Annotated in this window: 12 protein-coding genes, 6 pseudogenes and 1 CRISPR repeat array; of the genes and pseudogenes, 14 read left to right on the top strand and 4 right to left on the bottom strand. The window is 67.9% G+C overall.

Translation table 11 applies throughout. The features are described 5' to 3' along the window. From gcvP to EV216_RS18525, 4 genes and pseudogenes are all read left to right on the top strand, one after another. A complete protein-coding gene (gene gcvP / locus EV216_RS01085) occupies window positions 1–2,850 on the top strand; it encodes an aminomethyl-transferring glycine dehydrogenase (RefSeq protein ID WP_132693199.1) in 2,850 nt (949 codons plus the stop codon). 295 nt (window positions 2,851–3,145) lie between these two features. Further along, window positions 3,146–3,300 (top strand): annotated as a pseudogene (locus EV216_RS01090) (integrase core domain-containing protein); the annotation flags it as partial. A 49-nt stretch (window positions 3,301–3,349) separates the two neighbouring features. Continuing rightward, window positions 3,350–4,567, top strand: a complete 1,218-nt coding sequence (gene chrA / locus EV216_RS01095; protein WP_132693200.1) for a chromate efflux transporter — start codon at window positions 3,350–3,352, stop codon at window positions 4,565–4,567. Window positions 4,568–4,571: 4 nt separating this feature from the next. Further along, window positions 4,572–4,682 (top strand): annotated as a pseudogene (locus EV216_RS18525) (DUF2271 domain-containing protein); the annotation flags it as partial. A 310-nt stretch (window positions 4,683–4,992) separates the two neighbouring features. On the opposite strand, the pseudogene EV216_RS01105 reads toward EV216_RS18525, so the two are convergent. Then, window positions 4,993–5,871: pseudogene (locus EV216_RS01105) on the bottom strand (IS110 family RNA-guided transposase); the annotation flags it as partial. Here EV216_RS01105 and EV216_RS18530 point away from each other — a divergent pair. Together EV216_RS18530 and EV216_RS01115 are read left to right on the top strand one after the other, a co-directional pair. Continuing rightward, window positions 5,863–6,009: a type I-E CRISPR-associated protein Cas6/Cse3/CasE gene (locus tag EV216_RS18530; RefSeq protein ID WP_243641924.1), complete on the top strand. Its 147-nt coding sequence runs from the start codon at window positions 5,863–5,865 to the stop codon at window positions 6,007–6,009. The pseudogene EV216_RS01105 and the gene EV216_RS18530 sit on opposite strands and share 9 nt — an antisense overlap. Then, window positions 6,006–6,311, top strand: coding sequence for a CRISPR-associated endonuclease Cas1 (locus EV216_RS01115; RefSeq protein ID WP_243641925.1), 306 nt, complete (start codon window positions 6,006–6,008; stop codon window positions 6,309–6,311). Before EV216_RS18530 ends, EV216_RS01115 begins: the two co-directional genes overlap by 4 nt. A 32-nt stretch (window positions 6,312–6,343) precedes the next feature. Further along, window positions 6,344–8,263: a CRISPR direct-repeat array (repeat unit 29 nt; unit sequence CTGTTCCCCGCCCGCGCGGGGATGACCCG). Window positions 8,264–8,311: 48 nt separating this feature from the next. Here EV216_RS01115 and EV216_RS18845 read toward each other — a convergent pair. Continuing rightward, a pseudogene (locus EV216_RS18845) lies at window positions 8,312–8,656 on the bottom strand (DUF6880 family protein); the annotation flags it as partial. A 63-nt stretch (window positions 8,657–8,719) separates the two neighbouring features. Here EV216_RS18845 and EV216_RS18810 point away from each other — a divergent pair. The 4 genes and pseudogenes from EV216_RS18810 to EV216_RS18535 form a co-directional block, all read left to right on the top strand. Next, window positions 8,720–8,998 (top strand): annotated as a pseudogene (locus tag EV216_RS18810) (FAD:protein FMN transferase); the annotation flags it as partial. Between the two features lie 94 nt (window positions 8,999–9,092). Further along, window positions 9,093–9,395: a hypothetical protein gene (locus EV216_RS18815; protein ID WP_165899093.1), complete on the top strand. Its 303-nt coding sequence runs from the start codon at window positions 9,093–9,095 to the stop codon at window positions 9,393–9,395. 1 nt (window position 9,396) lies between these two features. Beyond that, window positions 9,397–10,374 carry a TniB family NTP-binding protein gene (locus EV216_RS01130; protein WP_132693202.1) on the top strand — a complete coding sequence of 326 codons (978 nt, stop codon included), beginning with the start codon at window positions 9,397–9,399 and terminating at the stop codon, window positions 10,372–10,374. A 296-nt stretch (window positions 10,375–10,670) separates the two neighbouring features. Beyond that, a pseudogene (locus EV216_RS18535) lies at window positions 10,671–10,781 on the top strand (homocysteine S-methyltransferase); the annotation flags it as partial. Window positions 10,782–10,869: 88 nt separating this feature from the next. Here the strand turns inward: EV216_RS18535 and EV216_RS01140 are convergent. After that, entirely contained in the window at window positions 10,870–12,210 is a 1,341-nt protein-coding gene (locus tag EV216_RS01140) for a sensor histidine kinase (RefSeq protein WP_132693203.1), read from the bottom strand. After that, the gene (locus tag EV216_RS01145; protein WP_132693204.1) at window positions 12,207–12,866 is read right to left on the bottom strand and encodes a response regulator transcription factor; all 660 of its coding nucleotides are present in this window, start codon (window positions 12,864–12,866) and stop codon (window positions 12,207–12,209) included. Before EV216_RS01145 ends, EV216_RS01140 begins: the two co-directional genes overlap by 4 nt. Window positions 12,867–13,010: 144 nt before the next feature. On the opposite strand from EV216_RS01145, the gene EV216_RS01150 reads away from it, so the two are divergent. The 4 genes from EV216_RS01150 to EV216_RS01165 all read left to right on the top strand — a co-directional run. Beyond that, window positions 13,011–13,325 (top strand): PepSY domain-containing protein, encoded by a 315-nt coding sequence (locus EV216_RS01150; RefSeq protein WP_132693205.1) that lies wholly within the window; start codon window positions 13,011–13,013, stop codon window positions 13,323–13,325. Then, on the top strand, window positions 13,282–14,670 hold the full coding sequence (locus tag EV216_RS01155; RefSeq protein ID WP_132693206.1) for a ferredoxin reductase family protein: 1,389 nt from the start codon (window positions 13,282–13,284) through the stop codon (window positions 14,668–14,670). Before EV216_RS01150 ends, EV216_RS01155 begins: the two co-directional genes overlap by 44 nt. A 191-nt stretch (window positions 14,671–14,861) precedes the next feature. Beyond that, entirely contained in the window at window positions 14,862–15,242 is a 381-nt protein-coding gene (locus EV216_RS01160) for a PepSY domain-containing protein (protein WP_132693207.1), read from the top strand. A 38-nt stretch (window positions 15,243–15,280) separates the two neighbouring features. Beyond that, a partial coding sequence (locus EV216_RS01165) for a DUF2271 domain-containing protein (RefSeq protein ID WP_132693208.1) occupies window positions 15,281–15,624 on the top strand: 344 nt, incomplete at its 3' end.

Here is a 15,624-nt window from a genome sequence, read left to right on the forward strand (position 1 = left end):
ATGCCCTATTCCCCCAGCACCTACCTGCCCTACGATTTCGCCAACCGCCGCCATATCGGCCCCTCGCCCGAGGAAATGGTCGAGATGCTGAAGGTGCTGGGGCTGTCCACGCTTGAAGGGCTGATCGACGAGACCGTGCCCGCCAGCATCCGCCAGGCCGAGCCGCTGGACTTCGGCAAGCCGAAATCCGAACGCGAGATGCTGTGGTTCATGCGCCAGATCGCCAAGAAGAACCGCCCCTTCACCACGCTGATCGGACAGGGCTATTACGGCACGGTCACGCCGCCCGCGATCCAGCGCAACATCCTGGAAAACCCGGCCTGGTATACCGCCTACACCCCCTACCAGCCGGAAATCAGCCAGGGTCGGCTGGAGGCGCTGCTGAACTACCAGACCATGGTCTGCGACCTGACGGGGCTGGAGGTGGCCAATGCCTCGCTGCTGGACGAGGCGACGGCCTGTGCCGAGGCGATGACCATGGCCCAGCGCGTGGCGACGTCGAAGGCGGGGGCGGTCTTCGTGGACGAGAACTGCCACCCTCAGAACATCGCGGTGATCCGCACCCGCGCCGAACCGCTGGGGATCGAGGTGATCGTGGGCGATCCCTTTGCCGATCTGGACCCGGCCCGCGTCTTTGCGGGCATCTTCCAGTATCCCGGCACCTACGGGCATCTGCACGACTTCACCGGCCCCATCGCGGCGCTGCATGACGCGGGCGCGCTGGGCATCGTGGTGGCCGATCCGATGGCGCTGGTGATCCTCAAGGAACCGGCCGCGATGGGGGCGGATATCGCCGTGGGCTCGACCCAGCGCTTCGGCGTGCCGATGGGGTTCGGCGGCCCGCATGCCGCCTATATGGCCTGCCGCGAGGCCTACAAGCGCGCCATGCCGGGCCGCATCGTCGGCGTCTCGGTCGATGCCCACGGGCACAAGGCCTATCGGCTGGCGTTGCAGACGCGCGAACAGCATATCCGCCGCGAAAAGGCGACATCGAATGTCTGCACCGCGCAGGCGCTGCTGGCGGTGATCGCGGGGTTCTACGCGGTGTTCCATGGGCCGAAGGGGCTGCGCGCCATCGCCCAGCGCATCCACCGCAAGGCGGTGCGCACCGCGCGCGGGCTGGAAGAGGCGGGGTTCAAGGTCGACCCGCAGGACTTCTTCGACACCTTCACGGTCGAGGTCGGCCCGATGCAGGGCGTGATCCTCAAGGCCGCGCAGGCCGAGCGGATCAACCTGCGCAAGGTGGGCGCGACCAAGCTGGGGATTTCGCTGGACGAGACCACCCGCCCCGCCAGTATCGAGGCGCTGTGGCGCGCCTTTGGAATCGTCCGCAAGGACGAGGGCGGCGACGGGCAATACCGCTTTCCCGACGCGATGCTGCGCACATCCGACTACCTGACCCACCCGGTCTTCCAGATGAACCGGGCCGAGACGGAAATGATGCGCTACATGCGCCGTCTGGCCGACCGCGACCTGGCGCTGGACCGGGCGATGATCCCGCTGGGCTCCTGCACGATGAAGCTGAACGCCGCGGTCGAGATGATGCCGATCACCTGGCCGGAATTCGCCAACATTCACCCGCTGGCGCCCGCCGAGCAGGTGAAGGGCTATGCCGAGATGCTGGCCGATCTGGCCGAGAAGCTGTGTCTCATCACCGGCTATGACGCGATGTCGATGCAGCCCAATTCGGGCGCGCAGGGCGAATATGCGGGGCTGCTGACGATTGCCGCCTATCACCGGGCGAACGGACAGGGGCACCGCAATGTCTGCCTTATCCCCACCTCGGCGCATGGCACCAACCCCGCCTCGGCGCAGATGGCGGGGATGAAGGTGGTGGCGGTCAAGGCGACCGGGACCGGCGATATCGACCTTGCCGATTTCCGCGCCAAGGCCGAGGCCGCGGGCGACAACCTGGCGGCCTGCATGATCACCTATCCCTCGACCCATGGCGTGTTCGAGGAAACCGTGCGCGAGGTCTGCGAGATCACCCACCGCTTTGGCGGGCAGGTCTACCTGGACGGCGCGAACCTGAACGCGCTGGTGGGGCTGGTCAAACCCGGCGAGATCGGGGCGGATGTCAGCCACCTGAACCTGCACAAGACCTTCTGCATCCCCCATGGCGGCGGCGGTCCAGGCATGGGCCCGATCGGGGTCAAGGCGCATCTCGCCCCCCACCTGCCGGGCGATCCGCTGCGCGGCGGGCCGGGGGCGGTGTCGGGGGCGATGCACGGCTCGGCCTCGATCCTGCCGATCAGCTATGCCTATATCCTGCTGATGGGGGGCGCGGGGCTGACCCAGGCCACCAAGGTCGCGATCCTGAACGCCAACTATATCGCCAGGCGGCTGGAGGGTGCCTATGACGTGCTCTTCAAGGGCCGGAATGGCCGGGTCGCGCATGAATGCATCATCGACACCCGCCCCTTCGCCGAGAGCGCCGGGATCACCGTGGACGACATCGCCAAGCGGCTGGTCGATTGCGGCTTTCACGCGCCGACGATGAGCTGGCCGGTCGCAGGGACCCTGATGATCGAGCCCACCGAAAGCGAGACCAAGGCCGAGCTTGACCGCTTCATCACCGCGATGCTGGCGATCCGCGAGGAGATCCGCGCCATCGAGCAAGGCCGCGCCGACCGCGAGAACAACCCGCTGAAACGCGCCCCCCACACGGTCGAGGATCTGGTGAACGACTGGGACCGGCCCTACACCCGCGAACAGGCCTGCTTCCCGCCCGGCGCGTTCCGGGTGGACAAGTACTGGCCGCCGGTCAACCGGGTGGACAATGTCCATGGCGACCGCCACCTGGTCTGCACCTGCCCGCCGGTCGAGGATCTGGCCGAGGCCGCGGAATAAAATCTGCCGGTTCTTCCCGAACGATCGGCAAAGGCTTTGGTGAATTGACTGCCCCCGACGGCTTCGATGTGCCGGGAGTGGATCTGCGAGGTTCCACGAACGGCGACGATAATGTCGGAGATTGTCACTATAAGTCTCAATCTGACGAAGATTGTGTTTCTGGTGCATGGGACTGATGCCTCCGGGCACACGATGCTGCACAAGAAGCTTTGGAGGGACGCGGCTCTGGCATTTTTGACCAGCTTCCACGCTGCGCCACTGCAATGGAAACCTGCGGCGACGCCCACTTCTGGGCACAGTCCGGCATGACTGGCTCGACCTTTACATCGTTAGACCGTCAAGCAGGTGCAGCAGATCGCAACCGAATGGCTATGGACCTGCAACGACGAACGCCCCAACGTAGGCATAGGCGGGCTCACCCCTGCCATGAAGCCGAAGATCGCCGCGTGAATTCTGCGGCAGAACCCCGTTGAAGCGGAGAGGATTGCACAGGAGCGGAATGAGGGAACGTACGCAAGCGGATGAGGCGCGACCAGCGCAGGGCACACCAGGCGAGGTATTCTCCGCCTTCTTCAAGCTCGGCCTGACCTCCTTCGGTGGACCGATCGCGCATCTCGGCTATTTCCGCGACGAGTTGGTCACGCGGCGGAAATGGCTGAACGATGACGCCTATGCCAATCTCGTAGCGCTGTGCCAGTTCCTGCCCGGACCGGCCTCATCCCAGGTGGGTTTCGCATTGGGATTGATGCGCGCGGGCTGGCTCGGGGCGCTCGCAGCCTTCACCGCCTTCACGCTGCCTTCGGCGCTGTTGCTGATCTTCTTCGCGATGACGGCGGTCGCCATCTCTGGCCCCATCGCAACGGGGGTCCTCAACGGGCTCAAGATCGTCGCGGTGGCAATCGTTGCCCAAGCCGTCTGGGGAATGGCGAAGACGTTCTGCCCGGACCGGGAGCGCGCCGCGATCGCTGTCGGCGCGGTCGTCATGCTGGCGTTCGTGCCGCACGCAATCGGGATGGTCAGCGCGATCCTGGTGGGCGCGCTTGCTGGTATGGTGCTGGGGCGCGGCTCGGGAACGCCTGTCGGGGGGCATGTCGCGATGCCGGTCTCGCACAGGGTCGCTGGCACGGCGGCAACCGCCTTCTTCGCGGGTCTGGTCCTGCTTCCGCTTGTCGCAGGACAAAGCCAGCCGCTGGCGGTGATCGACAGCTTCTACCGCGCCGGAGCACTGGTGTTCGGTGGGGGGCACGTCGTTCTGCCGCTCCTGCAGTCCGAGGTGGTCGCGCCCGGCTGGGTCACTCCGGATGCATTTACCGTCGGCTATGGTGCCGCGCAAGCGGTGCCCGGGCCGCTGTTCACTTTTGCGGCCTATCTCGGCGCGATGCTGGGGCCAGAACCCAACGGCTTGGCCGGGGCGGTCATCGCGCTTCTCGCCGTGTTCCTGCCCGGCTTCCTGATCCTGATCGGCGTGTTGCCGTTCTGGGATCGGTTACATGCCGTGGCACCGGCCCAATCGCTGATGCAGGGCGCGAACGCCGCCGTCGTCGGCATTCTCGGTGCGGCGCTCTATTCACCCCTATTCACCAGTGCCATCGGAGACCTGAGCGATTTCGCGCTGGCGCTTGGCTGCTTCGTCCTGCTGATGACGTGGAAGGCACCGCCCTGGTTGGTTGTCATCGTGGCAGCGGTCGGCGGAGTGGTACTGGCACTGATCGCCTGACGCCTACACGCTCCATGTCGATGCCGCGGTCGAGGACATGCGCGACAGCCCGAACGAAGTCGCGGTGCCGCTGACGACCAATGGCGTCGGCAAGCCCGTGACCGGGCGCCGCTAGCCTCCAGACTTCGGTAACTGGGACGTCCCGGTCAAGCTCTTTTGGGCGCGAGATTTCACCCGCAGAGGAGCGGACGGGTTGAGACAATCGTCCTTCTGCGCCATCGCGGGCCTGCCTTCGTCTGAGATCACCCCGGGTGCATGCTTCGGTCCGTGGTCGGCGCGGCGGCCGCCAACATGATTCTGGTTCAATGCAATTCCGATGTGCCCATCTCATTGGCGTGCTCCGTGTCGCGGGCAACAGTCCGGACCACGGCATCATCGGAACCGCGTCCCTGGGGGGACCTCGAAGGCCTGCCGTCAGGCGGGCGTCAGTTGGTAACCTGGTTCCTCAGCCCACATTCGGAGCCGGACCTATCGGCACGGAAGTCGGCATCCTCGACCCACATGCTATGCAGGATGACACCGATGCGGCGCGCCAAGGCGACCATCGCGCGCCTCTATCCCCGACGGCGGGCAACCTGCGCGGCCCATGTTCTCAGCCGGGTCGAACGGCCACGGTGCATCATGACCGTCGCAGCCTGGCACAGGGCGCGTCGAAGGTTGACGTCGCCCGCCTTGGTGATCCCGCCAGAGACATCGCGCTCGCCCGATTGGTTTCGCGAGGGCGTCAAGCCGACCCATGGCCCGACCTTCTTCGAGGACGAGAAGCGGTCCGGGTCATCCACCGCCGATCGATAGGTCAGTGCGACCACCGCACCGACGCCGGGCATGGACATCATGCGGCGGCAGGCCGGATCCTCCTGGGCAAGCTGGCGGACACGGCGTTCCAGCCCGGCCAGTTCCTGTCGGAGCGACTGTCGCGCGCGCAGCATCGGTTCGGTCGCCGCCTCCAGCATCGAGTTGCCCGCCGTCAGTTCGCGGATCCGCTGTTCAAACCTGCCGCGCGATATGGAGCCGACCTTCAGACCGAAGTTCCGCAAGAGCCCGCGCAATGACATCTCGAGCGCGATGAACCCCTGCTGCACCGCCTTGCGCGCGCCCAGCACCGCGCGAACCTCCTGGGCCGAGACCGACTTGCAGTGGACCGGTCGGAACCGCCCGAGATGAAGCAGGCGGGCGATCCCTTCGGCATCCCGACGATCGGTCTTGATCGGCATGGCCTTCAGCGCCCCCTTCACCTGCCGGGTTTCCATCAGCACCACGCCCAGGCCCGCCTCGGTCAGCCCGCGCTGCAACCATTGCGACAGCCGCAATTCGGCATCCTCGATCTCGAGGGCCGTATCGAGGTAACCGACCCCGAGGCCCTCCTCGCCCGGCTGGCCCGCGGCTTCGGCCGCGCCAAGGCGTTCGGCTGCGGCCTGATGCTGATCCGTCGGGCCGCATGAGCAGGGGCGCCCTTCCCGGCCTGCCGCCACCACGGCCGATCCCGCTGAAGGACCGCGCCTCGCTGGTCTTCGTCGAGCGTGCCAGGCTCGATGTGGCCGACGGCGCCTTCGTCGCCCTCAATGCCGATGGTACGCGCACCCAGATCCCGATTGGCGGTCTGGCAGGGATCATGCTCGAACCGGGCGCCCGCATATCGCACGCGGCCGTCGCGCTGGCGGCGCGGGCGGGAACGTTGATCACCTGGGTCGGCGAGGGCGGCGACCGAAAAGCCAACCGTTCGGTACGCGCTTTGACATCGTGAATCTTTCGGTAGATCAAGGGACTGCAGCAAGACTGTTCCCCGCCCGCGCGGGGATGACCCGCGTGGTTCGTGCCGAAATCCTCGCATCCGCAACTGTTCCCCGCCCGCGCGGGGATGACCCGGAGGCTCAGAATCATCCATCCACCTCCCACGCCTGTTCCCCGCCCGCGCGGGGATGACCCGACAAAGCGCTCGCCGCTGGATGCCGCCACCGCCTGTTCCCCGCCCGCGCGGGGATGACCCGGACATTCAGCGCCTCGCCCAACTCCCGTCTAGCTGTTCCCCGCCCGCGCGGGGATGACCCGGCTCGAGCGGACGGCCCCGCCATGCTGGGCGTCTGTTCCCCGCCCGCGCGGGGATGACCCGTCTTGATTTCCAGAACCGCGCCGGTGCGGCGACTGTTCCCCGCCCGCGCGGGGATGACCCGATCATCGGGGCGATGGACGAGGTGAAATACGGCTGTTCCCCGCCCGCGCGGGGATGACCCGTGCGGCGCAGTTCTCCCCTGTGGGGACTGTCTCTGTTCCCCGCCCGCGCGGGGATGACCCGCTACGCGAGAAGCTTCAAAACCAAACCATCCGCTGTTCCCCGCCCGCGCGGGGATGACCCGTTGTAGACGACGACGAACGCGTCCAGCAGGTCCTGTTCCCCGCCCGCGCGGGGATGACCCGGGCATGTTCCGCGGTTCGCGCCTGAGTGACTTCTGTTCCCCGCCCGCGCGGGGATGACCCGGCATCGGCAACCTGCAGCGCGGCGCGGCCCATCTGTTCCCCGCCCGCGCGGGGATGACCCGACCCCGACCGCCGATCTGGAGCGGCTGATCGACTGTTCCCCGCCCGCGCGGGGATGACCCGGCAGTGGCGCGGCGGGCGCGGCCTGTCGGGGCCTGTTCCCCGCCCGCGCGGGGATGACCCGACGACGGGCTCGATGCTGGCGATGCCTTGCAGCTGTTCCCCGCCCGCGCGGGGATGACCCGCCTCATCGCGGGTCATGGGCGTGATTTTCTTTCTGTTCCCCGCCCGCGCGGGGATGACCCGAATAACGCCGTCGTATCCTCGCTCGAGGCGCGCTGTTCCCCGCCCGCGCGGGGATGACCCGCCTCATCGCGGGTCATGGGTGTGATCTTCTCGCTGTTCCCCGCCCGCGCGGGGATGACCCGGCGCTTGCGAATATCGAGCGTGTCCCGCGTGCCTGTTCCCCGCCCGCGCGGGGATGACCCGACCGACTTCATCGAGGGCCGATCCGATCTCATCTGTTCCCCGCCCGCGCGGGGATGACCCGCGCATCGCGTGCTGTCCAGTCGCGGGGCCAGTCTGTTCCCCGCCCGCGCGGGGATGACCCGCGGCCATCGAAGATGCGTTCATGGGGGTGGCACTGTTCCCCGCCCGCGCGGGGATGACCCGGACTATCGCCCCGCGAGCGAACCGGCAAAAATCTGTTCCCCGCCCGCGCGGGGATGACCCGCGACACCGCGCCGTTGATCCGATCATCCGGGTCTGTTCCCCGCCCGCGCGGGGATGACCCGCCTTCGAGGGCGTAATATTCGGTGTAGCGACCCTGTTCCCCGCCCGCGCGGGGATGACCCGATTGGGGGGGGCGCTCCCTTTCCATTAGCGCCCTGTTCCCCGCCCGCGCGGGGATGACCCGGAGGAAGGGCAGCTGCTGCACGGCGATGGCACCTGTTCCCCGCCCGCGCGGGGATGACCCGAAGCGGGCACCGTCTCGACCCTGCTGGGTCTCCTGTTCCCCGCCCGCGCGGGGATGACCCGACGGGCCAATTTACCGGCAAGACGCCTTTTGACTGTTCCCCGCCCGCGCGGGGATGACCCGTCCGCCCGCCAGGTGGGCGTCTCGGCTGGGTACTGTTCCCCGCCCGCGCGGGGATGACCCGAGCGAGAACTTCGCGACGGGCCTTTTCCGTATCTGTTCCCCGCCCGCGCGGGGATGTCCTGATCGGCGGCGGCGCAGTCGATCAGGTGGCGCGCGGCGTGGCCGTATCGTTTCGATCGACCCTTTTCGAGGGCGAAGAGGATCATCGCCCGGCGGGCGAGGGTGGCGGCCAACGGATGCTCGGCCTGCAGGGCATCGGCCGCCGGGGTCAGCACCTCGTACCTGTCGCCATCCAGATCGGCGGCACGCGCCTCGATCAGCCGTGCGGCTTCGTTATGGTCGGGCCAGTCGAGAAAGAAACACAGGGCCAGCATCCAGTCGGCATGGGACCGGGCAACCGCCTTCGCGCGGTCCTCGGCCGCGATATCCTCGAAATCCGGCAGCGCCTTGAGGTGGCGCCGCAGGCTGTCGGCATTCAGGGTCCGGCAGAAATCCTCCCATAGGAAGGCCTGCAACGCGGTATCGTGGCCAAGGGCGGCCAGGCAGTCGGCATACCCTCGGGCACAGCGTCCCCGGGCCTGGGCACGCGCTGGCAGGCCACGTTCTTCGCGGAGCCGGACTTCGACCCGGCCCCGATCCGCGCGGCGCTGCAGGCGGCCGTGGAAGAGGTGGACGGACAGATGTCGACCTGGAACGCGGGCAGCGACCTGATGCGGCTCAACGCGGCGCCGGTGGGAGAATGGGTGGCGGTGCCCGCGCAACTGGCCTCGGTCCTGCGCCTCGGCCTCGAGATCGGGCGCGCCTCGGGCGGGGCGTTCGACATTGGCATGGGCGACGCGGTGACGGCCTGGGGCTTCACCCGGACCATGCGTCCTTCCTGGAGGCGCTGCGGCGAGACCACCCCCGAAAATCGAGCTTCTGGAGCAGGGTTGGCAACGAGTGATGCGCCGCATGGGGCTTCTGGTCGAGGGGTGGTCCGCCGAGCGCATCGCGCGGGAAGAGGACACCCTGTTCATCGGGTTCGACATCGCGGACACCGAGACCGCGGCGTCCGAGGCGCCTGCCCCCGATCCCTGGGGCATGAGCCTGCCGACGGCCGCGACCGCCGGCGAAACCGGTCCCGTGCCTGCGGCACCGGAAGAAATGTTTTCCGCCGAAGACACCTCGAACCCAACTTCTCCTCACCAGGGAACGGCCGGCCCCTCCGGTCCGGACGATCTCCCCGGGCTCACATGGACCTTTGAGGAGAGATGAGATGACCATCATGCCCAACATCCCCCACGACGCCTTCGCGGCGCTGGAGGACCTGCGCGGGACGTACATCCGGACGCCCCGCGACGATCTGTTCCGCGCGCACCTGGACCGCCTCCTGAAGCGCGATGCCGACGGCACCCTGACCGCGGCGCCCGTCACCTTCACCGCCACCGGCGAAACCCGCGGCATCGCGGTCGTGGAAGGCCCGGGCGGCGGCAAGACCTCGCTCGTGCGCCACGTGCTCAGCACCCACCCGGCGCTGCAGAGCGACGACCCGATGCGCCAGCCCATCCTCGCCGTCCAGGTTCCGAGCCCCGCGACGCTCAAGAGCCTCGGGCTCGAGATCCTCCGGGCGAGCGGCTATCCGGAGGTCTCGCCGTCGAAGAAGGAATGGCAGATCTGGACCGATGTCCGGCATCGGCTGGCGATGCGCGGCACGGTCGTCCTCTGGCTCGACGAGGCGCATGACCTGTTCCGTGTCGGCCGCGCCGTCGAGGATATCCTCAAGATGCTGAAATCGGTGATGCAGGGCGAGGGCGCGGTGATCGTCGTCCTCAGTGGCATCGAGACGCTCTGGCAGATCGCCTCCTACGACCACCAGGTGAAGCGGCGCTACTCCAAGGTCACGCTGCCGCCGGTGTCGCCCGCGAAGGACGGGGCGGCGCTCGCCGGCGTTATTCGGTCATTCAGCGCCCGGGTCGGCCTGGAGCCGGCCCTCGAGGATGATCTCGTCGACCGCCTGGTCCATGCCAGCCGGAACCGCTTCGGGCTCTGCATCGAGAACATCCTTGCCGCCCTCGAAACGGCGGTCCTGCAGGGCGCCTCCCGGCTGGAAACCCGGCATTTTGCCGAGGCGTGGGGCATGCAGGAGGGCTGCGCCCCGGGCCGGAACGTGTTCCTGTCGCCGCGCTGGGCGCAGATCGATCTCGGCGACGACGCGGCCGCCCCGCGCGCCGCGAAGACGCGCGCACGGCGCTGAGGGCCGCCACGGTCCGGGTTCCGGGGACGCAAGCCTCCGGTTGCCGGCTCCGATGGAGACCGCGAGACCGTCCGACGACACGATGATCTCACGGGCCTGACGCCCCCCGCCCCGACCAGGCTCTGAACCAATGAAAAGGCCGCGGATCCTCCGCGGCCTTTTCCTGTTGGTGAGGGGCTCCCGGAATATTCACCCCGGCGCGGCGGCCCTTCCCTCCAGGCTTTGGAACGGGCCGCCACCCGACCTATCTGTCACACGGGAGCGGAAATGCCTCGTCAGGCGCTCTCGAAGCCCCCGAAACGATGTCCTCGGTCGACCAGGCCCGCGGCGGGCTGATGGGCGCGCAGGTCACGGGCAAGCCGGTCTGGCTGGCGCTCAGCGTGGACGACACCGACGGCACGCGCCTGTACGGACCACCACATCCCTTCCCTTGGGCGTGTCGATCGCAGGATGATGCCTGCCCGATAATGCCGACCACGTCGCCTTGAGGCTCGGTCAGGCCTCATCCGCCGCTAAGGGCAACTGGAACCGCGCTTGAAACCCATCTGCCGCTCCGGGTCGCGGCGACGCCAGTGTCAGTCTGCTTCCCGTCCGGTCGGCGATCGCGGCAACGATGGTAAGACCAAGCCCGCTGCTGCCGGGTTTCTGCACGTCCTGCTGGAAACGTTCCGTCAGCCGAGCGAGGCGATCGCGGTCCACCACGGGTCCCGCGTTCGAGACGATCAGGTCGCCGTCTGGGGTCAGGAGAACCCCGACCTCACCATGTGCGGCTCCATGCCGGAGCGCGTTCTCCACCAGGTTCCGGCAGACGATGCCCAGAGCGTCGGGGTCGATGGTCGACAGGACAGGGCTGTCGGGAAGGTCGAGCGCAAGGTCGGGCGCCTCGGGACTTCGCGCCATGTCCTCGATGACGATGCGCAGGGTCGCCCGGGCATCGTAGGCCGTTTCCGACTGAAGGCGTCCGCCCTCGGCGCGCGCCAGTTGCATGATCCGCTCGGTCCGGCGCGTCAGCCGTTTCAGCGCCTCCTCGATATCGGCCGCGCGTTGTGCTGCCGCCCTGTCCCCGGTTTCCGACCGCAGCCTCTGCGCCTGCGCGATGGCGCCTGCCAGTGGCGTCCGAAGCTCATGGGCGGCGTTCGCCGCAAAGCTGCGCTCGGCCTCGAACGCCTCGCGCAACCGGGCCAGAAGGCTGTTCAGGGTTGCAGCCAGCGGGCCGATCTCCGTCAGCAGGTCGCCCGCGGGCACCTCCGAGAGGTCGCGGGCCCCGCGCGCCTCGAGACTTGCGCGAAACCGGCGCAGGGGATCGAGGCTGAAGCGGACGGCCAGGATGATGGCTGCCAGAGCGACGGGCAGCACGATCAGCAGCGGCAGGCCGAGTCCCATCTGGATGTCCCGCAAGACCGACGCGCGATGCGCCAGCGGTTCGGCCACGGTGATGCGGATCGTCCCCTGGAGCGCCGCGTCGTTATAAGTCCGATGGGTCGCGGTCTGTCGAAACCCCGGCCCGTCCCAGGGCGGGAACACGGCCGGATCAGCGGCATGGGATTGCAGGAGGATGCGCCCCTCGGCATCGCGGACGAGATAGGTGAAGAACTCGTCATGCTCGCGGATCGGCGCGAGGCGCTGGGTTACCCCCTGATCTTCCCTCCCGACGATGTCGGTAACCGCCAGCGGCAGGATGCGCTCTGCGGTTTCGCGAAGCGCGCTGTCGAAGACCTCGTCCATCTCGCCCCGGACGAGCACCGCGGTGACCGTGGCGGCCAGCAGCCACAGCACCGTCAGCACCAGCCCGACCGACAGGGCAAGCCGCGCCTGAAGGCTGGCGGGCCAGCTCATGCGCGCCCCAGGCGGTAGCCCAGGCCGCGCTCGGTCTCGATCACCCGGGCGCCCAGCTTCTTGCGCAGGCGGCTGACATGGACCTCGATCGTGTTGCTTTCGACCTCGGTGTCAAAGGCGTAAAGCTTTTCCTCCAGCTGCGCCTTGGACAGAAGCTGACCGGGGCGCGCGAGGAAGGCCTCGAACAGCGCCCATTCCCGCGCTGTCAGCGGCACGGGCTTGCCCTCCCGATGCACGCTGCGCGCGGCAAGGTCGATTTCCAGCGGGCCATGGGTCACAATGGGGTTCGGGTTGCCACTGTAGCGCCGGGCGACCGATCCGATCCGGGCCGACAGTTCGGACAGGTCGAACGGCTTCACCAGGTAGTCGTCCGCGCCTGCGTTCAGGCCCTCAATGCGGTCGGACACCTGGTCGAGCGCGGTCAGGATGATGAGGGGCGTCACGTCACCCTGCGCGCGCAGGGTCTTCAGAAAGCCGATGCCGCGGCCGTCGGGCAGCATCAGGTCCAGCAGGACCAGGTCATAGGCGACACCCGCCATGGCATCCGCCGCCGCATCCAGCCGCGTGACCCAGTCCACAGACTGGCCGTCGTCGGCGATCTGGTCCCGCACGGCGGAGCCCAGAACCGTGTCGTCCTCGATCAGCAAGATGCGCATGGCCGGTTCGTTCCTTTCCCGATGACCCTGTATCATCCGCGAGGCTGACACAAAGCTGACGCCGCCGGGGATGGCGCTTCAGGCTGCCGTCAGGTTCACCGCGCACAAGCAGCACCAAGATGGCCGCAACGAGGAGTTTGGCCCATGAGGAAGACACTGACAATTCTGGGCATTCTCGTGCTGATGCCGACAGGGATGGCGCTGGCCGACGATGATTGCTTCGTGCCGATGGCAGATTGGCAGCCCAGGGATGCGGTTGCGCGGCTGGCCGAAGAGAACGGCTGGACGGTGCGCCGCATCAAGATCGACGACGGCTGCTACGAGATCGACGGCACCGATGCCGAGGGGCGCCGGATCGAGGTGACGGTCGATCCGGCAACGCTTGAGGTGATCGAGTTCGAATACGAGGACGACGATGATCGACGGCACCGGGATCGGGAGGGACGAAGCCGTGACTGATGTATCGGGCCGCACAAGAATGGTCTCCCTGACGCCGGGGCGCCGATCCCTGCCCGGACAGCCTGCCACAGGTGGCGTCATGTCCCTGGGCCTCGTGCTGGTCGCGTTGCCGTGTATTCTGGCGGCCGCCCTGGGCTTCGCCACCTACGCGCCCTACGGCTCGGAGGCGGCCATCGGCATCGCCCTCGGGGCCGCGGCCGTCGTCGCGATGGGCGAGGCCCTGATCCTCGCGGCTCGCCCGCGCCTGCTGGAACCCGTGTTCGGCGGGTTAGACCGCATCTACGGGGTTCACAAGTGGCTGGGCATATCGGCGTTGATCCTGATGATCCTGCACGACCTCGTCGAACCCGAGTTCGGCCGCCGGGTCCGCGAGACCGGGATGGGAGAGATCGCCGGCGACGCCGGAGAGCTCGTCTTCAACGCCCTGATCGCGCTGGTCGCGATCAGCTGGTTCCGGAGGCTGCCGTTCACCGGGCTGGAGATTCCCTATCAGCTCTGGCGGTTCAGCCATCGCTTCATGGGCGTCCTGTTCGCCGTCGTCGTGTTCCACCAGTTTTTCGTCGACGTGCCGGCCGGGGTGGACCCGTCGCTCTCGGTGCTCCTGAACGTCTTTGGCCTCGTCGGGCTTGTCGCCTGGGTCCATACCCAGTTCCTCGCGCCGCGTCTGCGGCGAAGGGACTTCACGGTCAGCGCGATCGGCCGCCACGGGGACACCACAGCGGTGACGCTGCGCCCCAAGGGGCGGGCCATGCGCTGGAGGCCGGGGCAGTTCGTCTTTTTCAGCGCGCCCGAGGCGGGGCTGTCCGAGCCGCACCCCTTCACGATTTCCAACGCCCCGCGCCCTGACGGCGCGCTGACCCTGTCCATCAAGGGACTCGGCGGCTGGACCCGGCGTCTGCCCGGCGCGCTGCGCGAGGGAATGAGCGTGCAGGTCGAAGGCCCCTATGGACGGTTCGATTTCCGCAGGGGCGGCACGCGGCAGATTTGGCTGGCGGGCGGCATCGGCATCACGCCGTTCCTCGCCTGGGCCGAGAGCCTTGCAGAGACCGAACGGCGTGACATCCATTTGGTCTATTGCGTCCGCACCCCTGAAGAGGCGATCGGGTTGGAGACCTTGCAGGCGGCCGCTGCGCGGAACCCAGGGTTCAGCTTCGAACTGGTCGCGACCGCATGGGATGGACGGCTGACGGCCGACCGGCTGATCGCATCCGCCCGGTTCCCGATCGGCGAGGCCGATCTCTGGTTCTGCGGTCCGACGGGCCTGAAGGACGCGATCCTCAAGGGCCTGGCGGCCCTGGGCCAGACGCCGCGTCGCGTGCGGTTCGAGCATTTCGAGTTCGCCTGAGCTGCATCCCGTCCGCGCTGCGGGATGCAGTCCGGCGCCCGCCAGGCCTCGCCCTCATGGGCGGGGCCTTTCTCCCTTCCGGTGACCTTCGTCTTCCTGACGGCAAGCTGAAGCGGGAATCGCCGTGCCGTCAGGAAGCCCTCAGGTGGGATCTCCAGATTGGCCTTAGCAGACGAAAAGGAGACCCTGCCATGAGAATGACCCTGACGGCCCTTTCCCTCGTCGCCTTGCTGTCGGCAGGCGCGGCCCTGGCCGATGATGATGACTGTTCCGTGCCGCGCAGCGAGTGGCAGCCCCGCGAGGCCGCGATGCAGGTGGCGCAGGCAAACGGCTGGACCGTGCGGGACTTCGAGATCGACGATGGCTGCTACGAGATCGAGGGCCGGGACGGTGATGGCCGCGAGATCGAGGTGAAACTCGATCCGGGGACGCTGCAGATCGTCGAGATGGACTACGAGGATGAGGACGACGACCGCGGCGGCGCCCGCAATCCCGCGCCTGCCGGTTCCGTCGCGCCGCCGCAGAACGGCCTCTTCGGGACCGGCGCGCCCCCGCAGGTTCAGGTGAACTGAGCCGCTCCGCAGCACCTCTCCGAACAAGGACACATTCCATGAAATCGCTTCTCGCAACGCTCGCCCTGACCACCGCGCTGACGCTCCCGGGCCTCACCATGGCGCGGCCGGTGACGCTCACCACGACTCTCAACAACTACGGCGGCGACGGCGCCTATCTCGCGCTCTACGTCACGGATGCCTCGGGCGTCTATGTCGGCAGCCTGTGGATGGCTGGCGGCAAGTCGAAATACTACGAGCATCTGAGCGACTGGTACCGCGCCACCGGCGGCGACACCGCGCAGGTAAACGGCATCACCGGCGCCAGCGTCGGCGCGGGCCGCACGCTCGAGATCACGCTCGATCTGGCCGACGCGCTGTTCGATGCGGGCTACACGCTCCA

This window comes from Rhodovulum steppense (genome assembly GCF_004339675.1).
GTDB classification, from domain to species: domain Bacteria; phylum Pseudomonadota; class Alphaproteobacteria; order Rhodobacterales; family Rhodobacteraceae; genus Rhodovulum; species Rhodovulum steppense.